This window comes from Natrinema gelatinilyticum, assembly GCF_024266705.1.
Lineage (GTDB): Archaea > Halobacteriota > Halobacteria > Halobacteriales > Natrialbaceae > Natrinema > Natrinema gelatinilyticum.
Window position 1 is genome coordinate 167,287 of record NZ_CP100757.1, and the last position, 24,126, is coordinate 191,412.

Annotated in this window: 18 protein-coding genes and 4 pseudogenes; 11 read left to right on the plus strand and 11 right to left on the minus strand. The window is 55.8% G+C overall.

The genetic code is table 11. The features are described from left to right. Positions 1 to 86 precede the first annotated feature (86 nt). Positions 87 to 910, plus strand: a pseudogene (locus NJU76_RS18875) (IS5 family transposase). An 18-nt stretch (positions 911 to 928) separates the two neighbouring features. On the opposite strand, the gene NJU76_RS18880 reads toward NJU76_RS18875, so the two are convergent. Next, a complete protein-coding gene (locus NJU76_RS18880; RefSeq protein ID WP_254533377.1) occupies positions 929 to 1,594 on the minus strand; it encodes an O-methyltransferase in 666 nt (221 codons plus the stop codon). 338 nt (positions 1,595 to 1,932) lie between these two features. Here NJU76_RS18880 and NJU76_RS18885 point away from each other — a divergent pair, with 338 nt between their 5' ends. Continuing rightward, positions 1,933 to 3,897, plus strand: coding sequence for a S8 family serine peptidase (locus NJU76_RS18885; RefSeq protein WP_254533378.1), 1,965 nt, complete (start codon positions 1,933 to 1,935; stop codon positions 3,895 to 3,897). Positions 3,898 to 4,174: 277 nt separating this feature from the next. On the opposite strand, the gene NJU76_RS18890 is transcribed toward NJU76_RS18885, so the two are convergent. Continuing rightward, entirely contained in the window at positions 4,175 to 6,298 is a 2,124-nt protein-coding gene (locus NJU76_RS18890; protein WP_340681252.1) for a hypothetical protein, read from the minus strand. 227 nt (positions 6,299 to 6,525) lie between these two features. On the opposite strand from NJU76_RS18890, the gene NJU76_RS18895 reads away from it, so the two are divergent. From NJU76_RS18895 to NJU76_RS18905, 3 genes are read left to right on the plus strand one after another with little or no spacing between them, the layout of a single operon-like run. Further along, on the plus strand, positions 6,526 to 8,073 hold the full coding sequence (locus NJU76_RS18895; protein ID WP_254533379.1) for a DUF58 domain-containing protein: 1,548 nt from the start codon (positions 6,526 to 6,528) through the stop codon (positions 8,071 to 8,073). After that, positions 8,070 to 8,660, plus strand: a complete 591-nt coding sequence (locus NJU76_RS18900; protein ID WP_254533380.1) for a DUF8163 family membrane protein — start codon at positions 8,070 to 8,072, stop codon at positions 8,658 to 8,660. Before NJU76_RS18895 ends, NJU76_RS18900 begins: the two co-directional genes overlap by 4 nt. Before the next feature lie 14 nt (positions 8,661 to 8,674). After that, entirely contained in the window at positions 8,675 to 9,646 is a 972-nt protein-coding gene (locus NJU76_RS18905) for a DUF7982 domain-containing protein (protein ID WP_254533381.1), read from the plus strand. 51 nt (positions 9,647 to 9,697) lie between these two features. Here NJU76_RS18905 and NJU76_RS18910 read toward each other — a convergent pair whose 3' ends face one another. The 4 genes and pseudogenes from NJU76_RS18910 to NJU76_RS18925 all read right to left on the minus strand — a co-directional run bounded on the left by NJU76_RS18910 (position 9,698) and on the right by NJU76_RS18925 (position 13,784). Next, positions 9,698 to 10,693 (minus strand): AAA family ATPase, encoded by a 996-nt coding sequence (locus tag NJU76_RS18910; RefSeq protein WP_254533382.1) that lies wholly within the window; start codon positions 10,691 to 10,693, stop codon positions 9,698 to 9,700. Further along, the gene (locus NJU76_RS18915) at positions 10,690 to 11,799 is read right to left on the minus strand and encodes a DUF4350 domain-containing protein (protein ID WP_254533383.1); all 1,110 of its coding nucleotides are present in this window, start codon (positions 11,797 to 11,799) and stop codon (positions 10,690 to 10,692) included. The genes NJU76_RS18910 and NJU76_RS18915 overlap by 4 nt, the downstream gene beginning before the upstream one ends. 46 nt (positions 11,800 to 11,845) lie before the next feature. Then, complete coding sequence (locus tag NJU76_RS18920) at positions 11,846 to 12,127, minus strand: DUF8044 family membrane protein (RefSeq protein ID WP_486642022.1); 282 nt, start codon at positions 12,125 to 12,127, stop codon at positions 11,846 to 11,848. 554 nt (positions 12,128 to 12,681) lie between these two features. Beyond that, a pseudogene (locus NJU76_RS18925) lies at positions 12,682 to 13,784 on the minus strand (IS630 family transposase). Positions 13,785 to 14,116: 332 nt separating this feature from the next. Here NJU76_RS18925 and NJU76_RS18930 point away from each other — a divergent pair. Beyond that, positions 14,117 to 15,247, plus strand: a complete 1,131-nt coding sequence (locus tag NJU76_RS18930; RefSeq protein WP_254533384.1) for a DUF1214 domain-containing protein — start codon at positions 14,117 to 14,119, stop codon at positions 15,245 to 15,247. A 330-nt stretch (positions 15,248 to 15,577) separates the two neighbouring features. Here NJU76_RS18930 and NJU76_RS18935 read toward each other — a convergent pair whose 3' ends face one another. Together NJU76_RS18935 and NJU76_RS18940 are read right to left on the minus strand one after the other, a co-directional pair. Continuing rightward, positions 15,578 to 16,594 (minus strand): DUF7282 domain-containing protein, encoded by a 1,017-nt coding sequence (locus tag NJU76_RS18935; RefSeq protein ID WP_256567104.1) that lies wholly within the window; start codon positions 16,592 to 16,594, stop codon positions 15,578 to 15,580. Positions 16,595 to 17,138: 544 nt separating this feature from the next. Beyond that, entirely contained in the window at positions 17,139 to 17,573 is a 435-nt protein-coding gene (locus NJU76_RS18940) for a hypothetical protein (protein ID WP_254533386.1), read from the minus strand. Positions 17,574 to 18,449: 876 nt separating this feature from the next. Between NJU76_RS18940 and NJU76_RS27105 the strand changes: the two genes are divergently transcribed. Then, a complete protein-coding gene (locus NJU76_RS27105; RefSeq protein ID WP_425604324.1) occupies positions 18,450 to 18,587 on the plus strand; it encodes a DUF7563 family protein in 138 nt (45 codons plus the stop codon). An 88-nt stretch (positions 18,588 to 18,675) separates the two neighbouring features. Further along, positions 18,676 to 19,557 (plus strand): annotated as a pseudogene (locus tag NJU76_RS18945) (biosurfactant protein 1); the annotation flags it as partial. Between the two features lie 23 nt (positions 19,558 to 19,580). Here NJU76_RS18945 and NJU76_RS18950 read toward each other — a convergent pair. Both NJU76_RS18950 and NJU76_RS18955 read right to left on the minus strand, forming a co-directional pair. Next, positions 19,581 to 19,997 (minus strand): PIN domain-containing protein, encoded by a 417-nt coding sequence (locus NJU76_RS18950; RefSeq protein ID WP_254533387.1) that lies wholly within the window; start codon positions 19,995 to 19,997, stop codon positions 19,581 to 19,583. 9 nt (positions 19,998 to 20,006) lie between these two features. Next, positions 20,007 to 20,237, minus strand: coding sequence for a hypothetical protein (locus NJU76_RS18955; RefSeq protein WP_254533388.1), 231 nt, complete (start codon positions 20,235 to 20,237; stop codon positions 20,007 to 20,009). A gap of 278 nt (positions 20,238 to 20,515) precedes the next feature. On the opposite strand from NJU76_RS18955, the pseudogene NJU76_RS18960 reads away from it, so the two are divergent. Continuing rightward, a pseudogene (locus tag NJU76_RS18960) lies at positions 20,516 to 21,076 on the plus strand (RNA-guided endonuclease InsQ/TnpB family protein); the annotation flags it as partial. A gap of 12 nt (positions 21,077 to 21,088) precedes the next feature. Here NJU76_RS18960 and NJU76_RS18965 read toward each other — a convergent pair. After that, on the minus strand, positions 21,089 to 22,627 hold the full coding sequence (locus NJU76_RS18965; RefSeq protein WP_254533389.1) for a TrkH family potassium uptake protein: 1,539 nt from the start codon (positions 22,625 to 22,627) through the stop codon (positions 21,089 to 21,091). Between the two features lie 390 nt (positions 22,628 to 23,017). Between NJU76_RS18965 and NJU76_RS18970 the strand changes: the two genes are divergently transcribed. Both NJU76_RS18970 and NJU76_RS18975 read left to right on the plus strand, forming a co-directional pair. After that, a complete protein-coding gene (locus NJU76_RS18970) occupies positions 23,018 to 23,263 on the plus strand; it encodes a hypothetical protein (protein ID WP_254533390.1) in 246 nt (81 codons plus the stop codon). Between the two features lie 105 nt (positions 23,264 to 23,368). Further along, positions 23,369 to 24,055 carry a potassium channel family protein gene (locus tag NJU76_RS18975; protein WP_254533904.1) on the plus strand — a complete coding sequence of 229 codons (687 nt, stop codon included), beginning with the start codon at positions 23,369 to 23,371 and terminating at the stop codon, positions 24,053 to 24,055. Positions 24,056 to 24,126 lie beyond the last annotated feature (71 nt).

The window sequence follows — 24,126 nt, forward strand, 5'->3', positions numbered from 1 at the left end:
TCAAAATGCTGAACGTACAATCATAGGAATTAACAGCTCTGTTGAAACACTCAGAGAGTTACAGATTCGCCCCGTTGTTTGACTGAATGCAGGCCTTCCCGAAGTCGCGGTTACTCCGGTTCGTGGAACAAGCGATGCACTTGGCTCGGCGAGCTGTCGCTCGCTACTCTTCGAAATTCTCGAAACGACAGTATACACTGCATCAGCACATCGTCTTGCTTTGCCTCAAAGTTCGGAAGAATACGACGTACCGAATGCTACTTGACGAACTTATCGAGATGCCTCGGGTTTGAGACGCCCTCGATCTTGAGGAACTCCCCTTCTCCTTCGACGTTGTGTAAGGCGTTCAACCGTCTTGACATGGCTGTTTGGCAGGTTCTTCTCAATCACTCAATCACGCTTCTCCCGACCAACGGTGTCGTCGGAATCGATGCCTCCGGCTTTGACCGTAGTTACGCCTCGAAGCACTACACGAAGCGAACGAGGTTGACGATTCAGCAGTTGAAAGTTACACTTCTCGTGAACACGAGGGCGAACGCGATCCTCGACCTACACATTACGACTACCAGAAAACACGACTCTCAGATTGCGCCCTCGCTCATCAAGCGCAATGCCGACGAAGTAGCGGCTCTGCTCGGAGATAAGGGGTATGACGACCAGGCGATTCGCGCGTTAGCCCGTGAAGAAGATGTTCGTCCGCTCATCAAGCACCGAGAGTTTTCGTCGCTCCACAAAGCGTAGAACGCTCGGCTGGACGCCAACCTCTATGGGCAACGGAGTCAGAACGAGACGGTGAACTCCCGCCTGAAACGGAAATATGGCGCATTCGTCCGCTCACGACACTGGTGGAAGCAGTTCCCGTGAACTCGTTGTTGGCTGTCTCACTCACAACATCGACAAGACACTCTGAACGTTAGATATAGAGGATTTACTGAGTACGGTAGGAGATTGCCAGTCCCTCACCGACAGGGAGAATGTATGTCTCAAATGCGGTGTCATTTTTTAGATGGTTGAAAAACTCCGCCACGGTTCGAGTGCGCTCATTCGGTGGCGTTTCACCGTTCAATGTGGCAAGGAGTTCTTCTGGAGTGAGGATTTCCTCGTAAATAGCCACGTTGTCGATGAGGATCGCTCCACCGGGGTCAACTAACCCGCGTGCAATATCGAAGCCAGGAATGTAATCTGCGGTATCGTGATCAAGAACGACGAGGTCGAAGGAGTCAGTACAATTCTCGGCAATTTCGAGGGCGTCCCCATGTTTGAAGACTGCACGTTCGGAGAGGTTACCGCGCTCAAAATAGGTTCTGGCGTCACCGAGTAGTTCGCTATCGCGTTCAGTGAGGACTATTGTTCCGTCATCGGGAAGTGTTTGAGCAATCCAGTAGGCGGAATAACCATACCCGGAACCAAGTTCGAGTACAGACTGAGCGCCCAACAGTCGGGTGCAGAGAGCAAAGGTGCGACCAACCTCAGCCCCGACTGTCGGAAATTCCTCTTCTTCAGCTCGCAGCTCCATATCATTGAGCACCTCGTCAGATTCCGTCCCCGCCCACTCAATAAGTTGACCCACAGCATCGGAGTGAAGTTCTGCCATACTCGTCAATTGCTGGGAGGTAGCAAATCGCTTGCCCTTAGTAAATTCCAGCCCTACCTAACAACTTTTTCAGCAGGAAAAGTATCGAATCAATAGGGTTTCAACAGAGCCGAATTGGCATAAATTTACATATTTTCGGTTTTAACGGTGGTTGACGTAGCCATTTCTACCCAGGAACATTCTGAGTTGAGTAATCAAAAATGTTACTGGGAAATAACCGTCATAATTACTGAATTCCTATGCCGTCTTTTATCTTCAATAGAGTAACTAATCAATATCTCTTGATAGGATATTAAGTATAGGATCGGGGTGTGGGCTATTAGAGGTAAAAATTAGCTATGGACACAATCACATTGAAACGCGGTCAAGAGACCGTTCAGTTCGAGAAACATCCTGAGTACTTTGCCGTGCGTTTGAACCAAGGGGCCGCTGACGATGAGGAATCTTTAGAAACAGCCACCGGAACGTCACAGCGCGACGTTCACCACGTCGAATCAGTGCCCGAGGAGCGATTCGACATCTTCGCCGTCGCAGATCCCGATGAATTGGAAGAAACGATGGATGAGACGCGTGATGCACCTGCCTCCGATATAGTCACTCACGTGTACACGATGCACGATGGATCGGGGGAGGGGATGATCCCCACTGGGACCATGACGGTACAGTTCAAACCGGACGTTGCGATCGACGAGCAAAACGAAATCCTCGCCGAATTCGGGCTTGAAGTGCTTACGGACCTCGATTTCCTTCCTGACGGATATACTGTCAGACTCACACACGATTCGACAGAGAACCCGCTGAAGATCGCCGATAAACTCCAGGATCGCACCGAAATCGAGACCGCAGAACCGGATCTCCAGTTCCAGATCCAATTCTATCGGTTTCCGGCCGATACTCTGTACCAGGAACAGTGGCATCTCAACAATCGGGGCGATGTCGCCGGGCTGACGGCCGGCGCCGACGTCAAAGCAGAAGGGGCTTGGGAGTACACGATGGGGACCCGGGACGTTACCGTTTGTGTCACAGACGATGGCTTCGATCTCGAGCATTCGGATTTCGATGCCCCTGGAAAAATCGTCGGGCCCGCTAATTTCGGCGAAGACGGCGACCTAGACGATGTGCGTCCAGTACAACGCAGTGATAATCACGGTACTGCGTGCGCTGGCGTCGCGATCGCCGAAGCGAACGGAACCGGTGTCGTGGGACTGGCACCTGGTTGTTCGTTCATGCCGGTACGGACGTCCAAGTGGCTGTCCGATCCAGCCATAGTGAGCGTGTTTCAGCACGCGATCCGAAATGATGCAGATGTAATAAGCTGTAGTTGGGGTGCAGCCGGTTCGTACTTCCCGCTCTCGACGCAGATGAACGCGATTATTCGCACAGCGGCAAGACAGGGACGCCGGAACGGAAAGGGCTGTGTCATCCTGTTCGCAGCCGGAAATGCTGATCTCCCATTGGATGGCGAAAAGGAGGGGACGCGCTCTCACCAGGGATTCGCTCTCCACCCCGATGTGATTGCAATCGGCGCATCTAACAGTCACGACAAACGATCGTCATACAGTAACTACGGACCGGAGCTGACCGTCTGTGCGCCCTCGAGCGGTTCACCTGGGCGGGGAATCGTCACCACCGATCGACGCGGGTGGCAGGGCTACACTCGTACCGATTACACCCAAACATTCGGCGGAACCTCGAGTGCAACCCCACTCGTGGCCGGACTCGCTGCGCTCCTGCTCTCACTCGATCCCGAACTGTCTTCGGTCGAAGTAAAGCGGATCCTGACGACGACAGCCGACAAGATCGATGAAGATGACGGCGAGTACGAGGACGGACACTCTCCTTGGTATGGACACGGTCGGATCAACGCACAGAGAGCGACCGCTCTCCTGGCGGGTGACGGTGACGAAGAGTTCCCAAACGAACTTTCGCTAAATCATCGAATTAACCGATCGATCCCCGAAACGGGAGAAATCGAAGACACCATCGATTTCCCGTTGAACGTCACCCCGAAAAGGGTAGAAGTGAGCATAAAGATTCGCCAAGCTGAACACGATACCATGCAAGTAATTCTTATCCCTCCGGCCGGCGAGGAAATCATCCTTACGGAGCGTCTCGATGGACCATCGGCGACGCTCTATCGGCGATTCCGCTCTGGTGACAATCCTGAAAAGTTCAAAGAGGCGTTAGAGAACTCGGCCGAGGGAAGCTGGCGGTTGCGGATTCGAGACACGGCCGAAGAACCGACCGGAACGCTCGAGAAGTGGGGATTGGCCGTTGCGCATACCGAATCCAACACAGAGTAGTTCCAGCCATGAACCGACTACATTTACGCATCGTATCTCACACACCCCCTCTATCAGATTCTGTATAGTAGCCGACCAAAACTATGGATTGCGCTGCTGATCGCTAGCAGTGCGTGCTTCACCTGTACTTGCCGTCTTATGAGTCGTCACATACAGAGTGCAGGACGTATTTATCACACGCTTTTATCATACTAAGCCGGGCCTTACGATCGGCGTCTTCGCCAACAGTACCGCCTGAGGGAAAGGTGATCGGAAGAAGAGTGCTGTGACCGATTTGTCAGTCGTCGGCTGGTGCACCATCGCTCGATTGCTCGTCATGACCACACAACTGCCAGGCTCGCTCGAGAATACGCAATGCCTCGTCCGTCGAAACGCTATTACGACCGAATGCGGCGCGTTCGTATCCCTGCGTAATCTCGAAGAGTAACCCGGCGTCTGTCTCATAGTTGCTGCAATAGGTTTGGTAGAACTCCCAGTGAGTTAGCGCACCCTGTTTATCGATCCGTGCTGCCAGTGCTCGGCGAACCGCTGCATAGCTCGTTCGTGTCGCGTCGTCAGACTGTCCGTGTGTGAGTTGCTCGTGTGCCCGTTCGAGTAGCGGTGTGATGGTGTCTAGCGACGGATCCGACGGATTATCAGCGGCAGTTGTCCCGTCCAATGGAGACTGCCCGTCATCCGCCGGTGGCTCATCAGCGGCGGTTGTCCCGTCTAATGTAGACTGCCAGTCACCTGCTGGGCCGTCCGATGGAAGCTCTGCCGCGGACCGACGGTACCACCAGAGGCCAAGGCTGGCTGCGCTCACTACGAGGAAGCCGCCAGCGAGCCAGACCGATGCCGGTAGCTGCATTCCCGCCTCACTGACCGTAACGACCGTGTCAGCGGTTGATGGTGCAAGATTAGAGCCATTCCCCTCGTAGACAGCAGTAACTGTCACATCCCCCTCACTAACTGAGTCAGGAACGGAGACCGTCTCACCGAACGTCCCACCCGCTTCGGTTGTAACATTACCAACGACCGTTCCGTCAACTCGAAGCTGCACGGTCTCGCCTGCGACCCCGTCGCCATCGACGGTGCCAAGTGTCCCGTTGACCGTAATCTCTCGATCGCCAGTCGACGCCCCCTCGATCGAGAGCTCGCTTTCGGTCTCGCGGACGGTCACAGTCGTTGTGGCGGTCGTCGCGGCGAGGGCCTGATCATCGAACGGCAGTCGGACGTCCAGTTCAGCCTCTCCGTCGGGGACAGACGCTGGAACCGTCACCGTTCCGTCGAACACACCGTCCGTGACGGTGGTCGTTCCAATTTTCTCTCCTTCCATAAACACAGCAAGAGTGACCCCATCGACGGGAATGCCATCGACCGCTAACTCGCCGGCAACGGCTGCCTCATCGCCGTACGATACCTCACGACTAACCTCGTCCAGTGAGACGGTCGGTTCAGCCTGCTCGATCGAGACACTGACGTTCGACTCGTCGCCTAGATACACCGACTGCGACTTGGGAACGTATTGGACGGTGAGTTCGTCGGTCGATAATTGCTCGTTGGTCGGGCGATACTCGAACGTGAACCCACCTGCTGCATCCGTCGTGACCCACTCGGTGTGGTTCCCGACAGCGAGTTTGATTCTCTCGTTCGCGATCGGAGTCCCATCAGCTGTCCGTAGTTCGCCCGCTGCAACAAGTGGCTCGAGGAACGAGATCGTCTCTCGTTCGGGCGTCAGCGTCAGCTCTGTTTCCTTAAACAGCTGTTCGCGAACGACTTCCTGCTCGGTTTGGATCGTTTCAGTAACGTCCTCGATTGCCGTGTCTGCCTCTGAAAGATCGGCGTTCGTTTGGTCCTCGATCTCGTCGTAGCTTGTCCGAACTGAGCCACCGAGGGACTCGGTCTCGTTAGCAAGTGTCTCGAGTTCACGTGCGAGTTCACGCGCGCGCTCTTCATTTCCCGCCTCACGGGCTGCTTCGTACTCGTCTTTCGTTTCCCAGTACTCCTGAACGGTTTCGGATAGCTGGGACTGCTTTTCGCCGGCTTCTTTAAATTCGTCTTCTTGACTTTCGCCGTCAGTCTGTCCCGCGACATCGACGTATTGCCCGAGCCGCTCGCGATATTCCTCGCCGACATAGTCACTCGCGAGTTCGTATTCGCCCTCGCTCAGTTGGATCGCTCCCTCGCTAAGCTGCGTCGACAGATAATCCGCCAACCACCGTTCAACGCCCTCGAGGTCACCGTCCTCGGAGTATTTGTTTGGATTCCGATGGGGGGTTGTCTCGTTTTGCTGGACCGCGACACGGTAGACGGCATCGTCGTCCGCCGCACTCGCCGGATTCGCCATGCCAATCCCACTGGTAACCGCTGTTACGATGATCAGGAAGGCGAAGACAGGCGAAAGACTACCGACAGTATTCACAGCTGAAGGATTTTCGTGCATCCCAATAAGGTATTCTCTCGAGCAATGAGACCCGCCACAACCGACTGGTTTGTCTATAGGCGGTGCAGGGCGAGTTCCTCCGGGCTTGACCCCATGGCGGTCCACATGCCAGAGTACAATCAGATCTCCGCCTGCATCTCGATTCTAGATCCTCTCGCCTGTTTGCAATCAGTACTTTGAACACGGTCACGGAAATCTGTCCAGACATGTATCCCACGCGCCAGGGATGGACGGTCGCCGCACTCGCCGTTGTCCTCGCCGTCCTCGCAGTAGTGTTCGCACGGCCACTCGTGCTCGTCGGGTCGGCCCTCATCGGCGCGTGGCTGCTGACCCACCAATATCGCTTCACCCGTGACCTCGAGCAAACAGTAGAATCGCTGTCTGTCGTTCAGTCCCCCGCCCGTATGGCCGTCCAAACGGGAGACGAAACTCCGGTCACGCTTACCGCGACGCGAGAGGCCAAGACGGAACTAACACTCGAGATTGCTGCTGGGCTACCGGTCACAGCGACCGCAATTAGACCGTTTCTGATTTCACTTGAACCAGGTGTCGAACAGGCAAACCGAACACGGACGGTCACCTGGCCCGTTGCTGGTCGTCACACGTTCGACAAAGTGACCGTAACAGCGACGGACGGACTGTTCCGAGAGACGATGACGCTTGGTTCGACACCAACAATGATCGTCGAAGAACTCAGCCCGCCATCAATCCACGTCGGCGAGGGTGGTGACCGGATTGCCACGTCGTACGGGTCTCACGAATCTCGACGAACCGGAACGGGGATTGAACCGGCTGAACTTCGTGAGTACCACCCCGGCGATACGGGGAAACGGATCGACTGGAAGGCAACGGCACGGCACACGACGCCGTACGTCCGCGAGTACGAGGCCGAGAGTGACCGCCGGACCCTGTTGGTCGTCGACCACCGTAGCTCACTTGCGATGGGTCCACAGGGCGAAACAAAACTTGAAGCCCTTCGCGAAGTAGCCCTCGTCATTGCAAGGAACACCCGTCGACTCAATGACCCGCTCGGGCTCGTAACGGTTGGTGACGGTGGAATCACCAGCTACCGGAAACTAGCATCGCCAGCCGTCAATTACAGGCCAGTTCGCCGTCAACTGCTCGCTCTTGAGCCGACGATAGCGGCGGACACGGCCGTCTCTAACCGAAAGGGGACCTCGATCAAGAACAGCACAGAGGCAGATTTGAGTGGATCGGGCGCGTTTCGATCCTCGATCACTCAACTGAGCACGGTCAGCGCAGGCAGAAACAGCGTCTCGTTTCTACAACGGAACACCACCCCCGCGGATGCCGAGCGGTCGTTCTCCGACCTCGAAGAGACAGATGATACGTTTGCACGGACACTGCGTCCTTTTTATTCTGATCGACAAAGATACCAGGAACGGATCGCCGAGGAACCACTATACGGAGCGACCCACAAGGGAGTGACGAACGCACAGAATTCGATCTGGACTGTCATCTGTACTGATGATTCACGGCCAGCGGAGCTCCGCGAGACGGTCTCGCTCGCACGCCAGAGCGGAAACGAGGTCTTGGTTTTACTCACACCCTCGGTACTCTACGAACCGGGCGGGCTGGCGGATATAGAGCAGGCCTACGACCGCTATGTCGAATTCGAGGAGTTCCGGCGAAAACTCACTCGTACCAGGAACGTAACTGCCCTCGAGGTCGGGCCGGTCGATCGGCTGTCAGCTATTCTCGAGACAGGCCGCTCGAAAGGTGGTTATTCGTGAGCGCCCGAATCGATACGGTCCCGGTCGCGACCGGCCGCGGCTGGTTGACCGTCATCTCTCTCGCTGCGATTGTCGTTGCGTTTGGTGCTGCCGCTGGCCCGCTCGGCGTGCTCGCAGGAATCGCGACGGCACTTGTCGGCTACCTGTTTGGGATACCATATGCGCTTGCGGCCGGTCATGTTGCACTCGCCGCATCCTTTCCGAACGGGATCGACCCATCCCCGTTCGTCATCGTCGAAGTCACGTTCATAGCCGTCCTGCTCGTATCCATCCGCTGGACCACTAGTCCCGGTCGCATCACGCTCGTCGCGATCACAAGCGCTCTCACGTTGACAGGCGCTATGTGGCTCGTTGTCGGCTCACAACCGGTCTATATGGCCGCCGCAACAGTGATCGTTCTCCTCGCAATCGCCTCGTATGGTTTCCACCGACTCGAGCTTATTCGACTCGGGCTGGTTCCAGACCCGGACCACGAAGACGGAGAACAGGCATCCCAGACCGATACCGAGCGGACTGCTGAATCAACCATTGATACGGATACTGGGACGGCCACCAGATCGACGATTGAATCCTCCACTGAAAACTGATATATGAGTACAATATGAGTACAAGTGACGTTGACCGAGATGAGACGACGACCGACCTGGACGCTGACCAAACAAACGAACAGGATGATAACCAGCTCGAGCTCGCGGCACGGACGGAACTTCTAGAGGCGGAAAACAAGCGGTTACGGGCCGAGTATGCTCGCGCCAAGCAATCGCGATACCGTCGCACTGCAGCGGGACTCGCTCTCGTTGGTACCTGTGCGGCCCTCGCCGCAGTCCTCTTCCCTGATGGACGGGAGGTGCTCTTCGCACTTGCTTCGGTGGGTCTATTTGGGGGGGTACTCACTCACTACCTGACGCCTGAAACGTTTGTTACTGCGAATGTTGGAGAACGGATCTATGCTGCGATGGCAGCCAACGAGGCCGCAATCGCCAGCGAACTAGGCTTGAGCAGTGATCGGGTCTACCTCCCGACCGACGATGCCGCAGATACCCGCCTATACATTCCCCAGCAGACGGCCAACGAACTGCCCACGCTCGACAAACTTGAGGGGCCGATCCTGACGGATCCTGAGCACCGGGGACTTGTCCTCGAGCCCACTGGAGCAACGCTGCTCGAAGAGTTCGAGCGTGCGTTGACCGACGAGTTCGCGACTGCGCCAGCACCGCTTGCAACCCAGCTCGCTGACGGCCTCGTCGAGCAGTTCGAACTCGCAGGTAATGCCGAGCCAGATGTCGATGTAGCCTCGAACCGTATCACCGTCGCCATCGACGATAGCGCGTTCGGCGATCTTGACCGCTTTGACCATCCGATCATCTCATTTCTCGCAGTTGGGTTCGTCACTGGGCTCGAGCGGCCAATCCGACTCGAGGTCACACCAGCCAACGAGCGATCGGACTGGCTGGTCACCTGCCGGTGGGATGATCGCACAGATCAAGAAGATGTAGATGACGCTGCTATCGATTGGGAAAGTAACGAAAAAGACGACACCGGTAACGAGAAAGACGAAATCGTATGGGAGTGAAGTCTCCGTTTACTCGGGAATTTGGTATCGCTGTCGTTCGCTGCAGCCGATTCAAGACGCCTGCTTCGTATCAGCTCCTGGCGGCTCGATCGTATCCACGATCTCTGCGACGATAGCTTCAGGGTCGACATCGCTTAGATCGGCGCTGGTGCTCAACACGAGCCGGTGACGCAGCACTGGTTCAGCCATCGTCTTTACGTCATCCGGAATTACAAAGTCGCGGCCCCGGATCGCGGCACGCGCCTTGGCACCATTGAGAAACGCCAGGGTCGCGCGCGGTGAGGCACCGTGTTCGACATCAGCATGCGATCGCGTCGCGGCGACGAGATCGATCGCGTACTCCTTGACAGCCGGTGCAACGAAGGCTTCTTGAACGGTCTGGCGCGCATAGGCGAGCTTCTGTGGCTCGATGACTTGTTCGACATCCTCGGGACCGAGTTCCGGATTATCGTCAAACCGGTCGAGTAACTCCCGCTCGTCCATTCGATTCGGCAGATCGAGCGTCAGCTTGAATTGGAAGCGGTCACGCTGGGCTTCCGGGAGCTTGAATACCCCTTCAGACTCGATCGGATTTTGGGTCGCGACAACCATAAACGGATTCGGTAACGAAAGCGTCTGGCCCTCGATGGTCACGCGACGTTCTTCCATCGCCTCGAGCAACGCGCTCTGGGTTTTCGGTGTCGCGCGATTGATTTCGTCAGCAACCACGAGGTTTGCGAAGATGGGACCACGCTGGAGTTCGAACGTCCCCGCCCCCTGTCGGTAGATGTGCGTTCCCGTGATGTCGGCCGGGAGAGTGTCCGGGGTCATCTGGATTCGGTTGTATTCCAGGCCAGTCGTCCGTGCGAAAAGATTCGCAAGCGTCGTCTTGGCGATACCTGGGACCCCTTCAAGCAGGAGGTGGCCACGAGTCAGTAACGCGACCGTCAAATACTCGACTGCCTCGTCGTTGCCGATGAGAACACGGTCGATCTCTCTGCGAAGTAAGTTATAGATGGCTTCGGGATCGGCACTCGTTCCCCCGGCCGAATCAGTGGTACCGCTCATTCGTCTGTCTCAGTTTCCGAACGGGGATGGTTAAGTGCTGTTATCATGTGCTGGATCTGATCTTCATCCCAGTCAGGATGCTGTCTGCGCAGGAACTCGGCGCGTTCGGCATCAGAGAAGCCAGGACTATTCGTCCCACCAATGCGATTCCTGGCAGGCTGGAAGCGCGCTGGCAGTCGGGATTGCACGGCCTCGAGTGCAGACGTAACCCGGATCTTCGAGACGGCAGCAACAAATCCGATGCCAACGGTACCAACGAGCAACTGTAACAGTGGGGAGCCTCGGGTCGCCAGCATCGCAGCGGTCAGCGGAGGAACTCCGGCACCGTGTGACCGGTCGAAGATCACGTGATCGGCATCAGCATATAATCCGCGCACGAACGCGGTATTGTCCGGTTCACCGTACATCGCGTTGATCGTGATACTTGGGTCGCCGACGACGACAACTTTCCCATCGCTGACGTTTTCGACGGTGGCGACTGGATACGATCTGAGTTCGTTCTGCTCGTTTAGATTGGCATCCTCGGGACCAAGATATGCGAAGTCACTGGTTTCAACCAGTACCGTTGCGTCCCCGGGTTTGATCGCTGTCGCATAATTGAGCGTCAGTTGCTCGATATTGGTCGTGAGCGTGTAGTTCTCAACACTCGTCGCGACCGGCATCGTCGGCCCGCGGAAGTGGTGACGTTCGTCCCGGAGAAGTTGTCCGTCAACCCGCGCCTCGGCACCAATATCGGCTAACAATGTGTTCCCTGTCTTATCAAAGTTCTCGAGGACAACTAGTGTGCCACCCTCAGCGACGAACTCTTCAATTCGTTCAGCGTCCTCTCCCTCGTAGGGTTCGTCCGGTGCGATGATGAATGCGACCGTCTCGTTGGCCGGCAGTTCCTCGTACTGGGCGGTGTCACGAAGGAGATGGCTCTCGACCGTAAGGTCATCCTCAGCATCCTGCCGGAAGTCAGACGATCCATCCCAAGATGGATTGTACGGGCCGAATGCAGTTGACGACGTCGCAGCCACGGTGCCTAGTGTGACGAGTACGGTGATGACAAGTGCGTATAACAGGATCCGCGGCCAGTCGAGCCTGTTATCGCCAAGCCAACTCATCGAATCACCGTCATGACTCGAGCGGCACAGGTGATATGATTGATAATCATATCGGAACCACCTCCGGTGGCAGAATTTCGAGAATCCGTCGCACGACGATGACTGCGAAACCGACGAGACCGAGCAGAATAAGCCAACGGAGCCTTCTTCGCCATGTCGGCGTGACGTTGAATGGAGCCGTAAGCTCCGTGATGATCAGGAAGCCAATCAGAGAGAGAACAAAAACCAACTCGTAGGACAGAGCGTTCAACAGTGTGAGCACGAGGACTGTCGCAATCATCCATGCGATCTGTCCGTGCACAAACTGCATTCGACGCTGAGTTGGCATATCGTAGTCAAGTACGAATCCCTCAAGGTACCTAAACGTAGCGAAGTGAGAATGTCCTCTCTAGATGTTGACCCCAATCACTTGCACGGTGAATTAATCCGTCACGAACGTGCCGATTCCCGGACTCGACGCCTGGAACGGAAGATTCCGAGCGCCGATTTGCACGCTCTCGTTGACGCGGACCACCTTCAGACGTAGCTCTCGAAGCTGTTAGCTGTAATTGAGGGCGCTAAGCCCCCTTCTGCTCACGGCGACGCCGTTCGCATGGGCAGCGGGACCGACAGTCCCGCGCTATCCGCAGCGAGCGAAGCGAGCAGGGAGGGGATACAGCGCCCGCACGTCTTGTTTTCGTGTGAATCGGCACCCTTATTATCCCTTCGGTTGAAGGTGGCAATAAGGTGCTCACCACGCTTCCGGCGGTGTTCACACGCGACAACAAGCGTGCATCGTCGGTTGTGGCCGAGTGTCGAACCGGTAGGAGTGGGACACTCCGAACCACCTGTCAAGGGAAGCCGCCTGTGGAGTCTGGAACCGTCCGCAGAACGCCATAATGATCAAGATAACTTTTGCAAATATGGACTGAGGAATTGATCGATCCAGGACTTGGCAAATCCGAGTCGATCGGTAAGGGTGTCAAAGAGACGGCGAGCGAGAGTTCGGAACGCGCTCTCGCTCGCCACCACGATTGGCGAGGCAGTGCGTTTGAGTACTTTCCAGACCTGTTCAATCGGGTTGAGATGCGGTGAGCCGACCGGAAGAAAGACGAGATCAATACCGAGTTGATGTGCGCGCTTGCGCGTGTGTTCACAGATGTGAGACGAGAAGTTATCCAAGACGAGCAGAATCCGTGTTCCCGGATTCTGCTCGCGGACTTGCTCCAATAGCGCACAGATGTTCTCTTTCGATTGATCTTCAGGGAACGTCAGGACACTTTCGCCGTTGAGCGTATAGCATCCGACCGCTGGTTCGTCAAGTTCACCAGCGGTCGTTCCAGTGTCGGATCATCAACGTACCACAGTCGATGCGAATTGTCGTATGGTTGTGGATGCGAAGCATCACAAAAACCGACGACAGTTCCCCCATCCGTGCAAATATCGTCGTCGAGGACCCATCCTTCGTCCTCATCATCAGGACGCTTGTTATGTGCCGTCTCTGTCTCCTCGTCGAACGCGTCTGCGACGCGTTCTTCGAGGATTTCATCTGCGTTTTCTGGCCGAGAGGGGCGCTTTGGACGTGGTTTAGCGTAGGACAGTCCGAGATTCCGGAGGAATCGACCGAGATAATCCGGATGGTACTCTACACCGAACTCTTCGTCCAAGAGCTGATGAACTTCCTGTGCTTTCCAGGGTTGCCCCTCCCGGAGAAGTTCTAACAGACGCTTTTGTTCCTCGTCACCGAGCTTCGGGGGCCTTCCGCCCCCGAAGTTCGGTGTCAACTGACCAAGTCCGCCATCGTTCCATCGACGCGCCCAGCGACTTCCAGTCGACGCAGATTTGCCAACGTCGTCGGCTGCTTCCTCGTACGTTGCTCCCTTGTAGAGACGTTTGACAAAGGTGAGTCGCTTGATGATCTTTGGATCGTCTGCTTCGTCCAGCAGACGATCCAACTCCTGCTCACTTAGATGACGAACAAGATCGCCTCGCCGGTCTCCTCCCATTACTCGCCCGTCTCAGTCTATGCCCATAACTTCCGTCACTCATTACGGCGTTCTGCCGGGCCGCACGAGACGCTCCACGTCTTGTGGACGCTGTGGGATCTGTTCCTGCACGTTCCGACACAGAAACAGGACGCTCCGTCCGCACCAAGCGAGGGCTGGGTAAGCCCGAGCGCGGTAGGGCAGGGTAGTTCACAGATAGTCATTCATCTACCACCATCATCAGGTCCTGAAATCCTTCTCGGGTATCGTCACCGTATTATATGGAATGCTGGAGTGGATGCGTGTGAGTCGGCCGCAGCTGCTGCTGTAGGCCACTCAGAGAGGCATGAGCCATGAGCAAAGAAACAACCCACACGACACCAGAATCGGACTTCGAACCGCTGCGGGCAACGCGCCGAAGTGCACTTCGCGGGGCGGGCCTTGCCGGAATGCTCGCACTAGCCGGTGGCAGTGCCACTGCCAGCCAAAACGCCTCGGAGGCGAACACCCAGGAGACTGAAACCGAGACGTCAGCAGCTGACGAGTCAGTCCCAGTGACCTGGGAAAACTTCCCACGGGCACAGATTCATCTCATAATGGAGAACATCGTCGAACAGGGCGGGTTCGGCGAGTTTTATCATTACCGAACCCTCCTTCCCCCGGGTGAGCAGCCTGCAGCCTTGCCCAATCACGACACGTTCTATTCGTTCGGTGTCTTCGATCTAACCGGGCCGGTCACCATCACCAAACCGGACACCGGTGACCGCTACCAGTCGATGGTCGTCCTCGACGAGGACCAGTACGTGAAAGGGACTCTCTACGATCCCGGCGAGTACACGTTGACACGGGACGGGATCGGGACGCGGTACACCATCGTCCTCGTCCGCACATTCGTCGACCCGACCGATCCGGACGACGTAGAAACTGTCCATGGATTACAGGACGAACTCGCAGTGAGTCAGGACTCGGCCGGCACGTTCGAAATTCCCAACTGGGACCGCCAGGCACACGACGAACTCTTCGACGCGCTCGTCACGCTCGTCAAAACGATGGACGATTTCGGCGGCGCGTATGGCGATGTCGGCGAGGTCAACCCCGTGAAGTACTTGCTCGCTAGCGTGACACCGTTCGGGTTTCCGGAATCCGAAACGATCTACTCATCGAGGATTCCCGAGCAGAACGACGGTGAGACGCCATACACACTCACTGCCCAAAACGTCCCCGTCGACGCGTTCTGGTCGGTCACCGTCTACAACAGTGATGGGTTTCTCGAGGAGAACGAGTATGACGCATACACGATTAACAACGTGACTGCAGAGCAAGCCGATGACGGGAGTGTCACGATCCATTTCGGCGGAGATCCCGATCAACCGAACTTCCTCTACACCCCAGAGGAGTGGTTCTACGTGGTCCGACTCTACGGTCCCCGCGAGGAGATTCTCGACGGGAGCTATCAGTTCCCCGAAGCTCAACCGGTCGAGTGACAAGGACGCGAACATCGATGTTCTGGCGGCTGAGGCGGTGTGACTCGACCGTCGCTCGTCTTCCGCTTCACACTGACGGTCGTGCTGAACGCATGCTCTGAGTCGGTCACACAATCCCTGACAGAAGTCGAGTAGTTCGGGTGATTCCTGCTGAACTCACAGCGCTACTGTGGCACAGACTGCAAGCTGATCGACAAAGAGTATTGATCAGTCAGTACACGTACGAATACAGCACCGAAGATGAACTGGAGTAGCGCTCGTTCCGATACGGTGTATCGAACGGCACGTATGTGCCTGCTCCGCACAGATCACTCGATCAACTCGGGGCGACTACTTACACCGGTTCTTATACTTCTCGTACTCGCGCTTGGCCCGCTCGTAGTAACCCTGTTTTTTCTTCAGTTCCTTCTTGCTTAGTTGCCCTTTCTGGAATTTCTTTTTGGCTTGTTTGTACTCGCGCTTTGTTCGCTTGACGGCGCGTTTTTTCTGGCAGCGGATCTTTTTCGGCGGCTTCTCGTCTGGACGGACGATGATCAGGGCGGTGGCGCTGACGGGCTCGCCATCTTCGAGGTACGGAGCGTCGAGATCACGGTAGACGGTCGCGGTAAGCTGTTGTGTCTCCGTGAGCGGCGGGGTGAGCGCCACTTTGAGGTTCTCGTACGTCCCGACGTCGAGGTTCGCGGTTCGGCCACGGGCGACGCCGTTCGAGTCGGCAATCTCGACGTAGCCCCCCTCTGAAAGCTCGACTTGCTGGATGACGACGGTAGTGCCGTCGGACTTCTGGTCGTCGAACGTGATTGACGCTGTCGGCTGGACGGGTTCGACGACGGTGATCAGCGCCGTGGCGCTGACAGGCTCGCCGTCCGGACCGAGATACGGCTCGCCAGTGGGCAGATAGACCGTCGCGGTGAGCTCCGAGGTCTCCTCAAGGACCGGCGAGAGCGTCACCTCGACGGTCTCGTGGGTCCCAGCCTCAAGGAGCGTCGACTGGCCGCGGACGGTGCCCTCTGCGTCGGTGATCTCGATGTACCCGCCGTGGGAGAGGTCAACCTGGTCGATCACGACGCTGGTGCTGTCGGACTCCTGGTCGGCGAACGTGATCGACGCCTCAGGCTCGGGCGGTTCGCCCTCGATGGCGTACACGTTGCCATCGTCACTCCCGACGTAGACGGTGCCGTCGGCCACTGATGGCGAGGATGGCACAGAACTGCCGGTCTGGAAGCGCCACTGTTCGGTGCCCGTCTTTGCGTCCAGCGCGTACACGTTCCCAATGTAGATGGTGCCGTCGGCCACCGCCGGCGAGGAGAACACAGAAAAGCCGATCTGGAAGCGCCACCGCGGCGAAATCGGCGGTTCCGGTCCGGTTTCGGTCGCGGCGAATCCGGTGTTGGCGAGGTCGTAGCGAAACTTCGGCCACTCGCCCTCAAGTTGCTGGAGCTGTGCCGGTGCTTGCTCGCCGCGTCGTCCTCAAGTGCTTGTGCAGACGTCGATTCGGTGCGGGCGAACGCATAGCCCCCGAACACTCCGCCACCGACAGCGGCTCCGGAGCAGGCCAGGAATTTGCGACGATCCATGTCACTCCAGAACAGACGATAGGAGTTTAGAATGAACGCTCTATCAGCCTGTAATATTTACCTATGAATCGTTTCCTGACCTACCGGTTTCGCGCTGGACGGGTTCACTAACTCCCCATCAGTTCATTAGACCCACATGATTCTTAACACAGTCAGTGATTCAGATCTCAATTGATTGCTCAGTCCAGAGTAAAGAGTTACTGCTCATCATGACAGTGATTGGTAATACGGTTTCTTTATTCAGATTCAGGTTCGAAACAGGGGTGTCCTGCTTCGGTAACTACGCGTGCGTACTGAACGCCTTACTGGATACTAGACTACTGACTTGCTTTATCGGCATGGATAGACCAATGGATATGTACACCAGGATGTTGGTGGTTGAGATGTTCCCGGAGTAGTGCTCCCGTTTCGAATTCAATGTTACAGATGTCACAGTAATACTGATGGTGTGGCCATGGCGCGGTCTCTTTCTGAAGATCACCGGGTGGATTCTTGTTTTGGATACTCTCGTGGCCGAGGATTGATGAACTGATTCGCATTGATATCTTCTCAAAATGAAGGAATCTTGGATGATCAACAATAAGTTCCGAGATTATGGCAAACGGAATTGCGATTAGCACCACTACTACTACTATATCGAATGACAGTTCTGCATCAGTAGCAATTAAAACGGCGAGGATATCTTCGGTTACACCGAATACGATCCCTACGATAAAGAACTCAAGCAAACGCTTGATTTGCCCTTGGATCATGTTCTATAATCGATCTGCCACTACATTATTCGACCACCATCTCTCTCACGTCCGTGACATCTAATCTAACCAGCACACTATCTCAGCCAAAACGTAGTGAAGTACCACGGGGGCAAGCCCCGTGGCTTCACCGTTTTGGCGGCAAGCCCAGAAACGGGCCATATGGCCGCAGGCGAATGTAATTCCCCTCGGACTTCCCGAGATGGGTCATCTGGAATTCACACCCGAACACGCGGTGTGTCCGTGAGGGTTGGTCGCTCCACCACGGCCCGATGGCGTCCGTCGCACCACGCCGAAGACGTGGGTTTTGAGAGAGCCACATTCCTCCGCAACTGCGCACAGTTGCGACGAATTACAGTCTTTAATTCGCACAACTGTGTCTTTAAATACGTTAGGAAAGATAATAAAGCTTACGCGATTCACCCTCGGGGTCAAGCCCCGAGGAACTCTCGCTGTAATACTGTAGAACAGTATGTTGCTGCTCTATACTTGCCGCGAGTTTCGCAAGGAGTCCTGAATAAAGGAACCATGCTACAGTCTACTTCGAGATAGGTTTCTCTATCCCACGAGCAGGTGAGGAGCAGTCGGAGTTACTCGTTGCTCCTCGTGAACACCATGACTCTCAGAGTGATCTACCAGACAACGTTCGACGAAGACATCCAGCCCGCCTCGAGCGCTAGTCCGTGTCCCAAATGCAACGGACGGGTGACCACCAACGCAGTCGAAACTCGTTGTGAGGACTGTGGACACCTTATTGAACCGCAACAATACCAGACCCAGAAAAGAGTTAATCTCACTTAGATAGAATGCTATTTAGAAAAAATACACAAGTATTAGAACAAGATATTTACTGGAGTAACAACATAAATTTGGATAATGCCAGAATGTGATGGCTGTGGCTCTCATGTCACCGAGAACTACTATCGGGTTTTCGCCGTTGGTAGTGATCTGCCAGCGTGTATCCATTGTGCCAGCAACTGTGAAGCTCGAGAATCAGGACTTCGTCAGCAATAGCGTCTAAGTGAACTTATTCCAAGATCATCTCTATCGAGCTGGAGCCTGCATCAAGACATGAGACAATACGGTTCACTACTCAACCAAGACTGACCGAGATTCTGACGTTAAGGAGCTTCGTCCGACCGGCGAAGCGTCGCATATCCCAGATGAGACACTCAGCGAGTGTACTGACGGTGAGCCTGATCGACAACGAGTTGCGACGGCGACGGCTGGATATCCAGACACTCCAACGGAAACGGATACCGAGTGTCGGTCCTGTGGCGCACCGATCCCAGCTGACCGGACCAAATGCCTGTTCTGTCTCACCAACCATCTCGAGAACTCCTCTTCTGAAACAGACGTACCACCAACAGAGTGGACACTGCTTGGCGTCGTCCACATGCTTGTCGAGTCGTCGACGTTCTATGGTGCCGTCGCGAAAGGCGCGGCCGCTGCGACACTCCTTGCTTCGAGTGCGACGGAATCAACGGTCGACGACTGTACGATCATCTACGATCTCGAGGACGAGCCTGCAGCCCAATTGACCGATCGGTGGCCTGTACTACCCGCTGCAGTACGGATCTCATCCACTGACGGTGAGCAGCTTTTCGCAGCGGCTCATGATCGAACAGCGTGGACTGACCAATCAGCGGTGGATAGCGACTGCGAACCAACAACCTATCTCTGTGACGAGGGTGGGATGGGTATTCGCGATGAGCAGCGACTTGCGACGCTGCTCGACAACGCCGGTGGTGATGCATGGTTAGTCCCCGCAATTGCCCTCCAGCAGGCACCTAAAGAACGTGAACCTGAGCATCAGGACAGTGGCATTCCGACCAAAGAACGCCTCGAGTGTCACCAGTGCGGACGCACAACCGATCATCGATTCAGTGCTCATGAATCGGTTCCCGACGAAACCTGGACCGGCCATGCAATCTGGGAGTGCCAGGTCTGCGGGATGCCGCGCTATGGGCCGACTCCAGAGTGAAACTGAGAGACAGACATTCCGAATTAGAGCGTGTCAAACGAGTTGATCACGTCACTTGTCGAGTACGTCTCCACTAGGCTCTGTTCGTCGAAGTCAGAATCGTCACTCCAGATAGCGGCATCACTGGCGATCGCACACGCGAGGTACAACACATCGTCAGGATCAGTATCTCCGATTTCCGCTTTTGCTGTTTCGATAGCCGGATAGAAGTCGTCGGCAGGAACGACCTCAATGTACTGGAACAAGAGGTCGATGAACTGTGCTACTCGATCCGGCTTCATTCCAGATTTATCCACGATCAGTTCTTCATAATTCTCGATTTCGTCATAAACAAAGGCGGGTGTCAAGAGCTCTGGTTCGAGTGTGACAATGAGTTCCCGTGTTTTCGAATTAGCAATGAGTGCAGAGATAACGACGTTGGCGTCAATGACCAGCTTCATCCGTCGAGTCTACGCCGACTCTTCTTCGACGCGCTTACGTCCTTGTTCGTTAATCTTATTGGCAATTTCCTGAACGTCGCGCTCGGTGAGCTTACTTTCACTAGTAAGTTCGTCCATCATTTCGAGTGCCTCAATCTTCTCTTGGATGGCTTGGCGCGTAACCTCACTCCAGTTGATCTCCGGATGGTTTTCCATTCGCTCTTTGAGATCATCATCTACGTTGACCGTGATACTGGGCATACAGGATCCTATGGACACACAGAATAATGTGTCTTTCGGTCAAATTACATCCATGTATGCAGGAGTCTCACGCGGCAAAGAACGGTCCGTTAGCAGTGGCGGTGAGAGTGCCAAGCCCCCGCCCTCGAGGAGCGACCGGCGGGAGCAAGTAGGGCGGGGATACGGCACCCCCACGAGTCTCAAACACGAGACAACCAGAATCTTTACCGTAGAAGCTGTCGTACATAAAGACACATCGGATGATATACAGCCCTCGCTTTCGATTGCTCCCAACCACGGAGCAACGCTCGCTCTCTCGGAAAGAGTACGAATCAAACAACTGGGAGAAGCAACGCCGCTGTGTCGCAGAAGTCCACGCTCGGATGTCGAACAAGAAGCAGGACTTCAAGCACAAGCTCGCACATTTCTACACCACCGAGTACGACGCCGTGTTCGTCGAAGACCTCACCGTAAGGGAGATGCTCGAATCACCGGAGAATGCACGGAACAAGGCCGAGGTCGGGTGGCGCGACTTCATTACCATCCTCGAACACCACGGCGAGAAGAACGGCTGTCACGTCAAAGAAGTCGAGCCGCGCGGGACGACCAAGGAGTGCGCCTCGTGCGGCGTTTCGACGTGGAAGCCCATCTGGAGACGCGAGCATTCGTGTCCGGCGTGCGGGTTCGAACTGGACAGGGATTGGAACGCGTCGTTGAACGTGCTGTCGCGTGGTCTCAACACACTAGAAGTGGTTCACTCCGAATCTACGCCCATGGAGACTGTGACCGCTACGGACACCACTGATTTCCAGCGCGTGTCTGCAAGTCACGTCGTAGAAACGGGAAGCCTCGGGGCTTGACCCCGAGACGATTCACCGTTTCCAGAATCCGCCAGTGAACAAGACAAGAACAGGGATGATCTCGAGGCGGCCAATCCACATAAGAAAGACCATCAACAATTTCGAACTGTCAGGAAACTCGAGGTAGCTTCCGAAGGGGCCGAGCGATCCGAAGCCGGGGCCGATATTGCCGAGCGTCGCGAGGCTTGCGCTGAATGCCTCGAGCGGTGTTATCGCGTATCCGATGCGGCTCGCATCGAGCATTATGATCAGCGTCGCGAGGGCGAAGATAACCAGATACATGAACGAGAAACCGAGTACGCCGCGAATGGCGTCTTCGTCGACAATGTTGTTACCGAGCCGAATCGGGCGGATGGCTTCAGGATGATAGGCCGTGAACAGTTCCCGACGAAGGAATTTGAAGACAATCAGCCACCGGACGACCTTGATGCCACCGCCGGTCGAGCCGGCGCAGCCGCCGACAAGCATGGCAAACAAGACGATGACTTTGCTCGTCGAGTTCCAGTCGGCGAAGTCGCTGGTCGCATATCCGGTCGAAGTCAGCATTGAGGTAATCTGAAAGGCGCTCTGTCGTAACGAGTTTCCGAATATCCCTTCTGTCATGCCGCCGAGTTCCGCCAGTGCCGGCGCAGCACCGGCATAGAGAACCGCAGCGAGAAGTACTGTTAAAGCGGCGATAGCAGTGATGTAGGCGCGAAACTCGGAGTTTCGAACGAAACGGTGCCGTTCACCGCTGAAGACGTGCCAGAACAGTGCAAAGTTGGTCCCGGCGATGATCATGAACGGGATGACTGTCCATTGCACAATCGCGGAGAATGCCGCGACGCTGTCGGCCTCTGGCGAGAATCCGCCCGTAGGGAGCGTCGTGAACCCGTGGGAGATCGCGTTGTAGAGTCCCATGTTCGGGGCAAGTCCAGCGAGGTGGAGTCCGTAAAGGATAGCGATATAGACGACTGTGAAAGCGAAGTAGACCAGCCAGAGAATGCGCGCTGTTTCGGCGATCCGCGGTGTTAGTTTCTGCAACTGCGGCCCCGGCGCTTCTGATTCGACCAGTTGTGCCCCGCTGACCGCGAGTTCGGGGAGGATTGCAACCATTAGCACGATGATCCCCATGCCGCCAAGCCACTGTGTGAGCTGTCGCCACATCATCACGGCGTGAGAGTGGCGCTCGAGCGAAATTTCGCCTAAAACCGTCGCTCCGGTCGTCGTGAAGCCGGACATCGACTCGAACAGAGCGTTGACCGGGTGAGCAATCGTCGATTCGGTTCCCCACCCCGCGAGCACGTACGGCACTGCGCCCACGACGGCGACCGCGAGCCACGAAATCGCGACGAACAGCATCGCCTCGCGAATCTCCAGATCCGGTTCGGGGCTGAGCCGCTCAAGACCATGACCAAAGATGATTGTGAGGAGGATCGTCGCGATGAACGGGTATAAGGGATCACCGTAGATGAGCGCGACGACGATCGGAACTACGAGCGGGACGGCAAGATATTTTAGGAGGGTTCCAACGAGCGCGAAACTGGCCCGCCAGTCAGTTCGAAGCCGCATAGACCACCTCGCTTACGTAGCCACGTCTGGACACGATATATTACGGCCTTTCGGCAGGAACGTATTAAGTCATCATGACTGTCACGCCGTTCGTGATTCATATTATATCCACAGGGATTCGAGGTGAATGCCTCAAGGACGTTCGAGAGAGCGAACTTCTCTTGTGATATCGTCAGATTCAGTCGGAATTTGACTGCAAACGAGATCTCCGATTCCACAATGAGGAAAGGCTGGCGGCCTTTCGAACCATTTGACCTCGAGGTGGTTCACCGTTTACTCCGTGCTGACGGATTGAAAGAATAGCAGCTAGGCATACTCGCCGATCCCAGGACTCAAGTCGCGGCCGAGACGGGTACAGGATCTTTATACGAGCCGCGCGTAATCCAACTCATGAACGTTCGCTTACCGAGCGTCCGTCACCCACACTCGTTTTACGACGTCTTCAGCGTCGTCGCTGTTGCGGTGGCGATCATGGCCCTCGTCCTCGCCATATGGTACGGTTCGATCATCAGGACCGAAATGGTGGTGTTCATGGCGATTGTTTTTCTGTGGGCCGCGTGGGCGATCGAGCGAATTTTGAGTGAATCCGAAGAACGGGCGAAGCGACAAAGGCGGCGACCGCCCTGGGACAAGTAACGGTGGCGACCATCAATCGAGTAGGCTCGAACGGCTATCGCCCGAGAACACGACTTGTACGTCGAAGCGGTATATTTTCATCATAGACGCGACAAGGCCGACATGATGTACATCATCGTCGTCGGTGCGGGCGATATCGGTATTCCACTGATCGATATCGCGACCCGATCGGGGAACGAGGTCGTCGTCATCGAGAAAGATCCCGAGCGTGCGGACCGGGCTGCCGGTGAGTACGACTGTCTGATTCTCAATGACGATGCGACGGCCCACGAAGCTCTCATTGATGCTGGAATCGGGAACGCTGATGCCCTGATAAGCACGACCGACCGGGATGCGACCAATATTATGGTCTGTCTGCTCGCACAGGAACACGAGGTTCCTGCAATCGTCTCGGTCGTCCACGACCCCGAGCACATGAACGTGTTTCGTCAGATCGGTGTGAACACGATGGAGAATCCACAGGAACTAATTGCTGGGTACCTCTATCGTTCAGTAGCTCGCCCAGCAATCGTCGACTATATGCGGATTGGCGAGGAAGCGGAAGTGTTCGAAATCCGAGTCGGCGAAAACGCACCGATTGCCGGAAAGACGATCGTCGGGGCCGCAGACGAGGGGATCATCCCTGATGATGTCCTAATTGTCGCAATTGAACGCGAGGGACAGGATCCGCCGCTGACCCCGCAGGGCGATACGGAAATCCACACGGACGATCTGCTTACTGTCTATTCGGGATTTGGCGCTGAACCCGAACTGACGGACGTGTTCGGCCACTACGAAGATCGGGTGAAGTGACAGCCACTACAGACAGTTATCTATCTATGTCTGTCAGCCGCAATACTCACCGAGAAGGTAGGGTCGAGAGG

What these genes read in the sequence shown, in the direction of transcription:
- NJU76_RS18965 (WP_254533389.1), bottom strand. Translation starts at nt 22,627, where the DNA reads ATGCGGCTTCGAACTGACTGGCGGGCCAGTTTCGCGCTCGTTGGAACC.
- NJU76_RS18930 (WP_254533384.1), top strand. Translation starts at nt 14,117, where the DNA reads ATGAGCAAAGAAACAACCCACACGACACCAGAATCGGACTTCGAACCG.
- NJU76_RS18950 (WP_254533387.1), bottom strand. Translation starts at nt 19,997, where the DNA reads ATGAAGCTGGTCATTGACGCCAACGTCGTTATCTCTGCACTCATTGCT.
- NJU76_RS18940 (WP_254533386.1), bottom strand. Translation starts at nt 17,573, where the DNA reads ATGATCCAAGGGCAAATCAAGCGTTTGCTTGAGTTCTTTATCGTAGGG.
- NJU76_RS18920 (WP_486642022.1), bottom strand. Translation starts at nt 12,127, where the DNA reads ATGCCAACTCAGCGTCGAATGCAGTTTGTGCACGGACAGATCGCATGG.
- NJU76_RS18880 (WP_254533377.1), bottom strand. Translation starts at nt 1,594, where the DNA reads ATGGCAGAACTTCACTCCGATGCTGTGGGTCAACTTATTGAGTGGGCG.
- NJU76_RS18915 (WP_254533383.1), bottom strand. Translation starts at nt 11,799, where the DNA reads ATGAGTTGGCTTGGCGATAACAGGCTCGACTGGCCGCGGATCCTGTTA.
- NJU76_RS18975 (WP_254533904.1), top strand. Translation starts at nt 23,369, where the DNA reads ATGTACATCATCGTCGTCGGTGCGGGCGATATCGGTATTCCACTGATC.
- NJU76_RS18905 (WP_254533381.1), top strand. Translation starts at nt 8,675, where the DNA reads ATGAGTACAAGTGACGTTGACCGAGATGAGACGACGACCGACCTGGAC.
- NJU76_RS18895 (WP_254533379.1), top strand. Translation starts at nt 6,526, where the DNA reads ATGTATCCCACGCGCCAGGGATGGACGGTCGCCGCACTCGCCGTTGTC.
- NJU76_RS18955 (WP_254533388.1), bottom strand. Translation starts at nt 20,237, where the DNA reads ATGCCCAGTATCACGGTCAACGTAGATGATGATCTCAAAGAGCGAATG.
- NJU76_RS18970 (WP_254533390.1), top strand. Translation starts at nt 23,018, where the DNA reads ATGAACGTTCGCTTACCGAGCGTCCGTCACCCACACTCGTTTTACGAC.
- NJU76_RS18910 (WP_254533382.1), bottom strand. Translation starts at nt 10,693, where the DNA reads ATGAGCGGTACCACTGATTCGGCCGGGGGAACGAGTGCCGATCCCGAA.
- NJU76_RS27105 (WP_425604324.1), top strand. Translation starts at nt 18,450, where the DNA reads ATGCCAGAATGTGATGGCTGTGGCTCTCATGTCACCGAGAACTACTAT.
- NJU76_RS18885 (WP_254533378.1), top strand. Translation starts at nt 1,933, where the DNA reads ATGGACACAATCACATTGAAACGCGGTCAAGAGACCGTTCAGTTCGAG.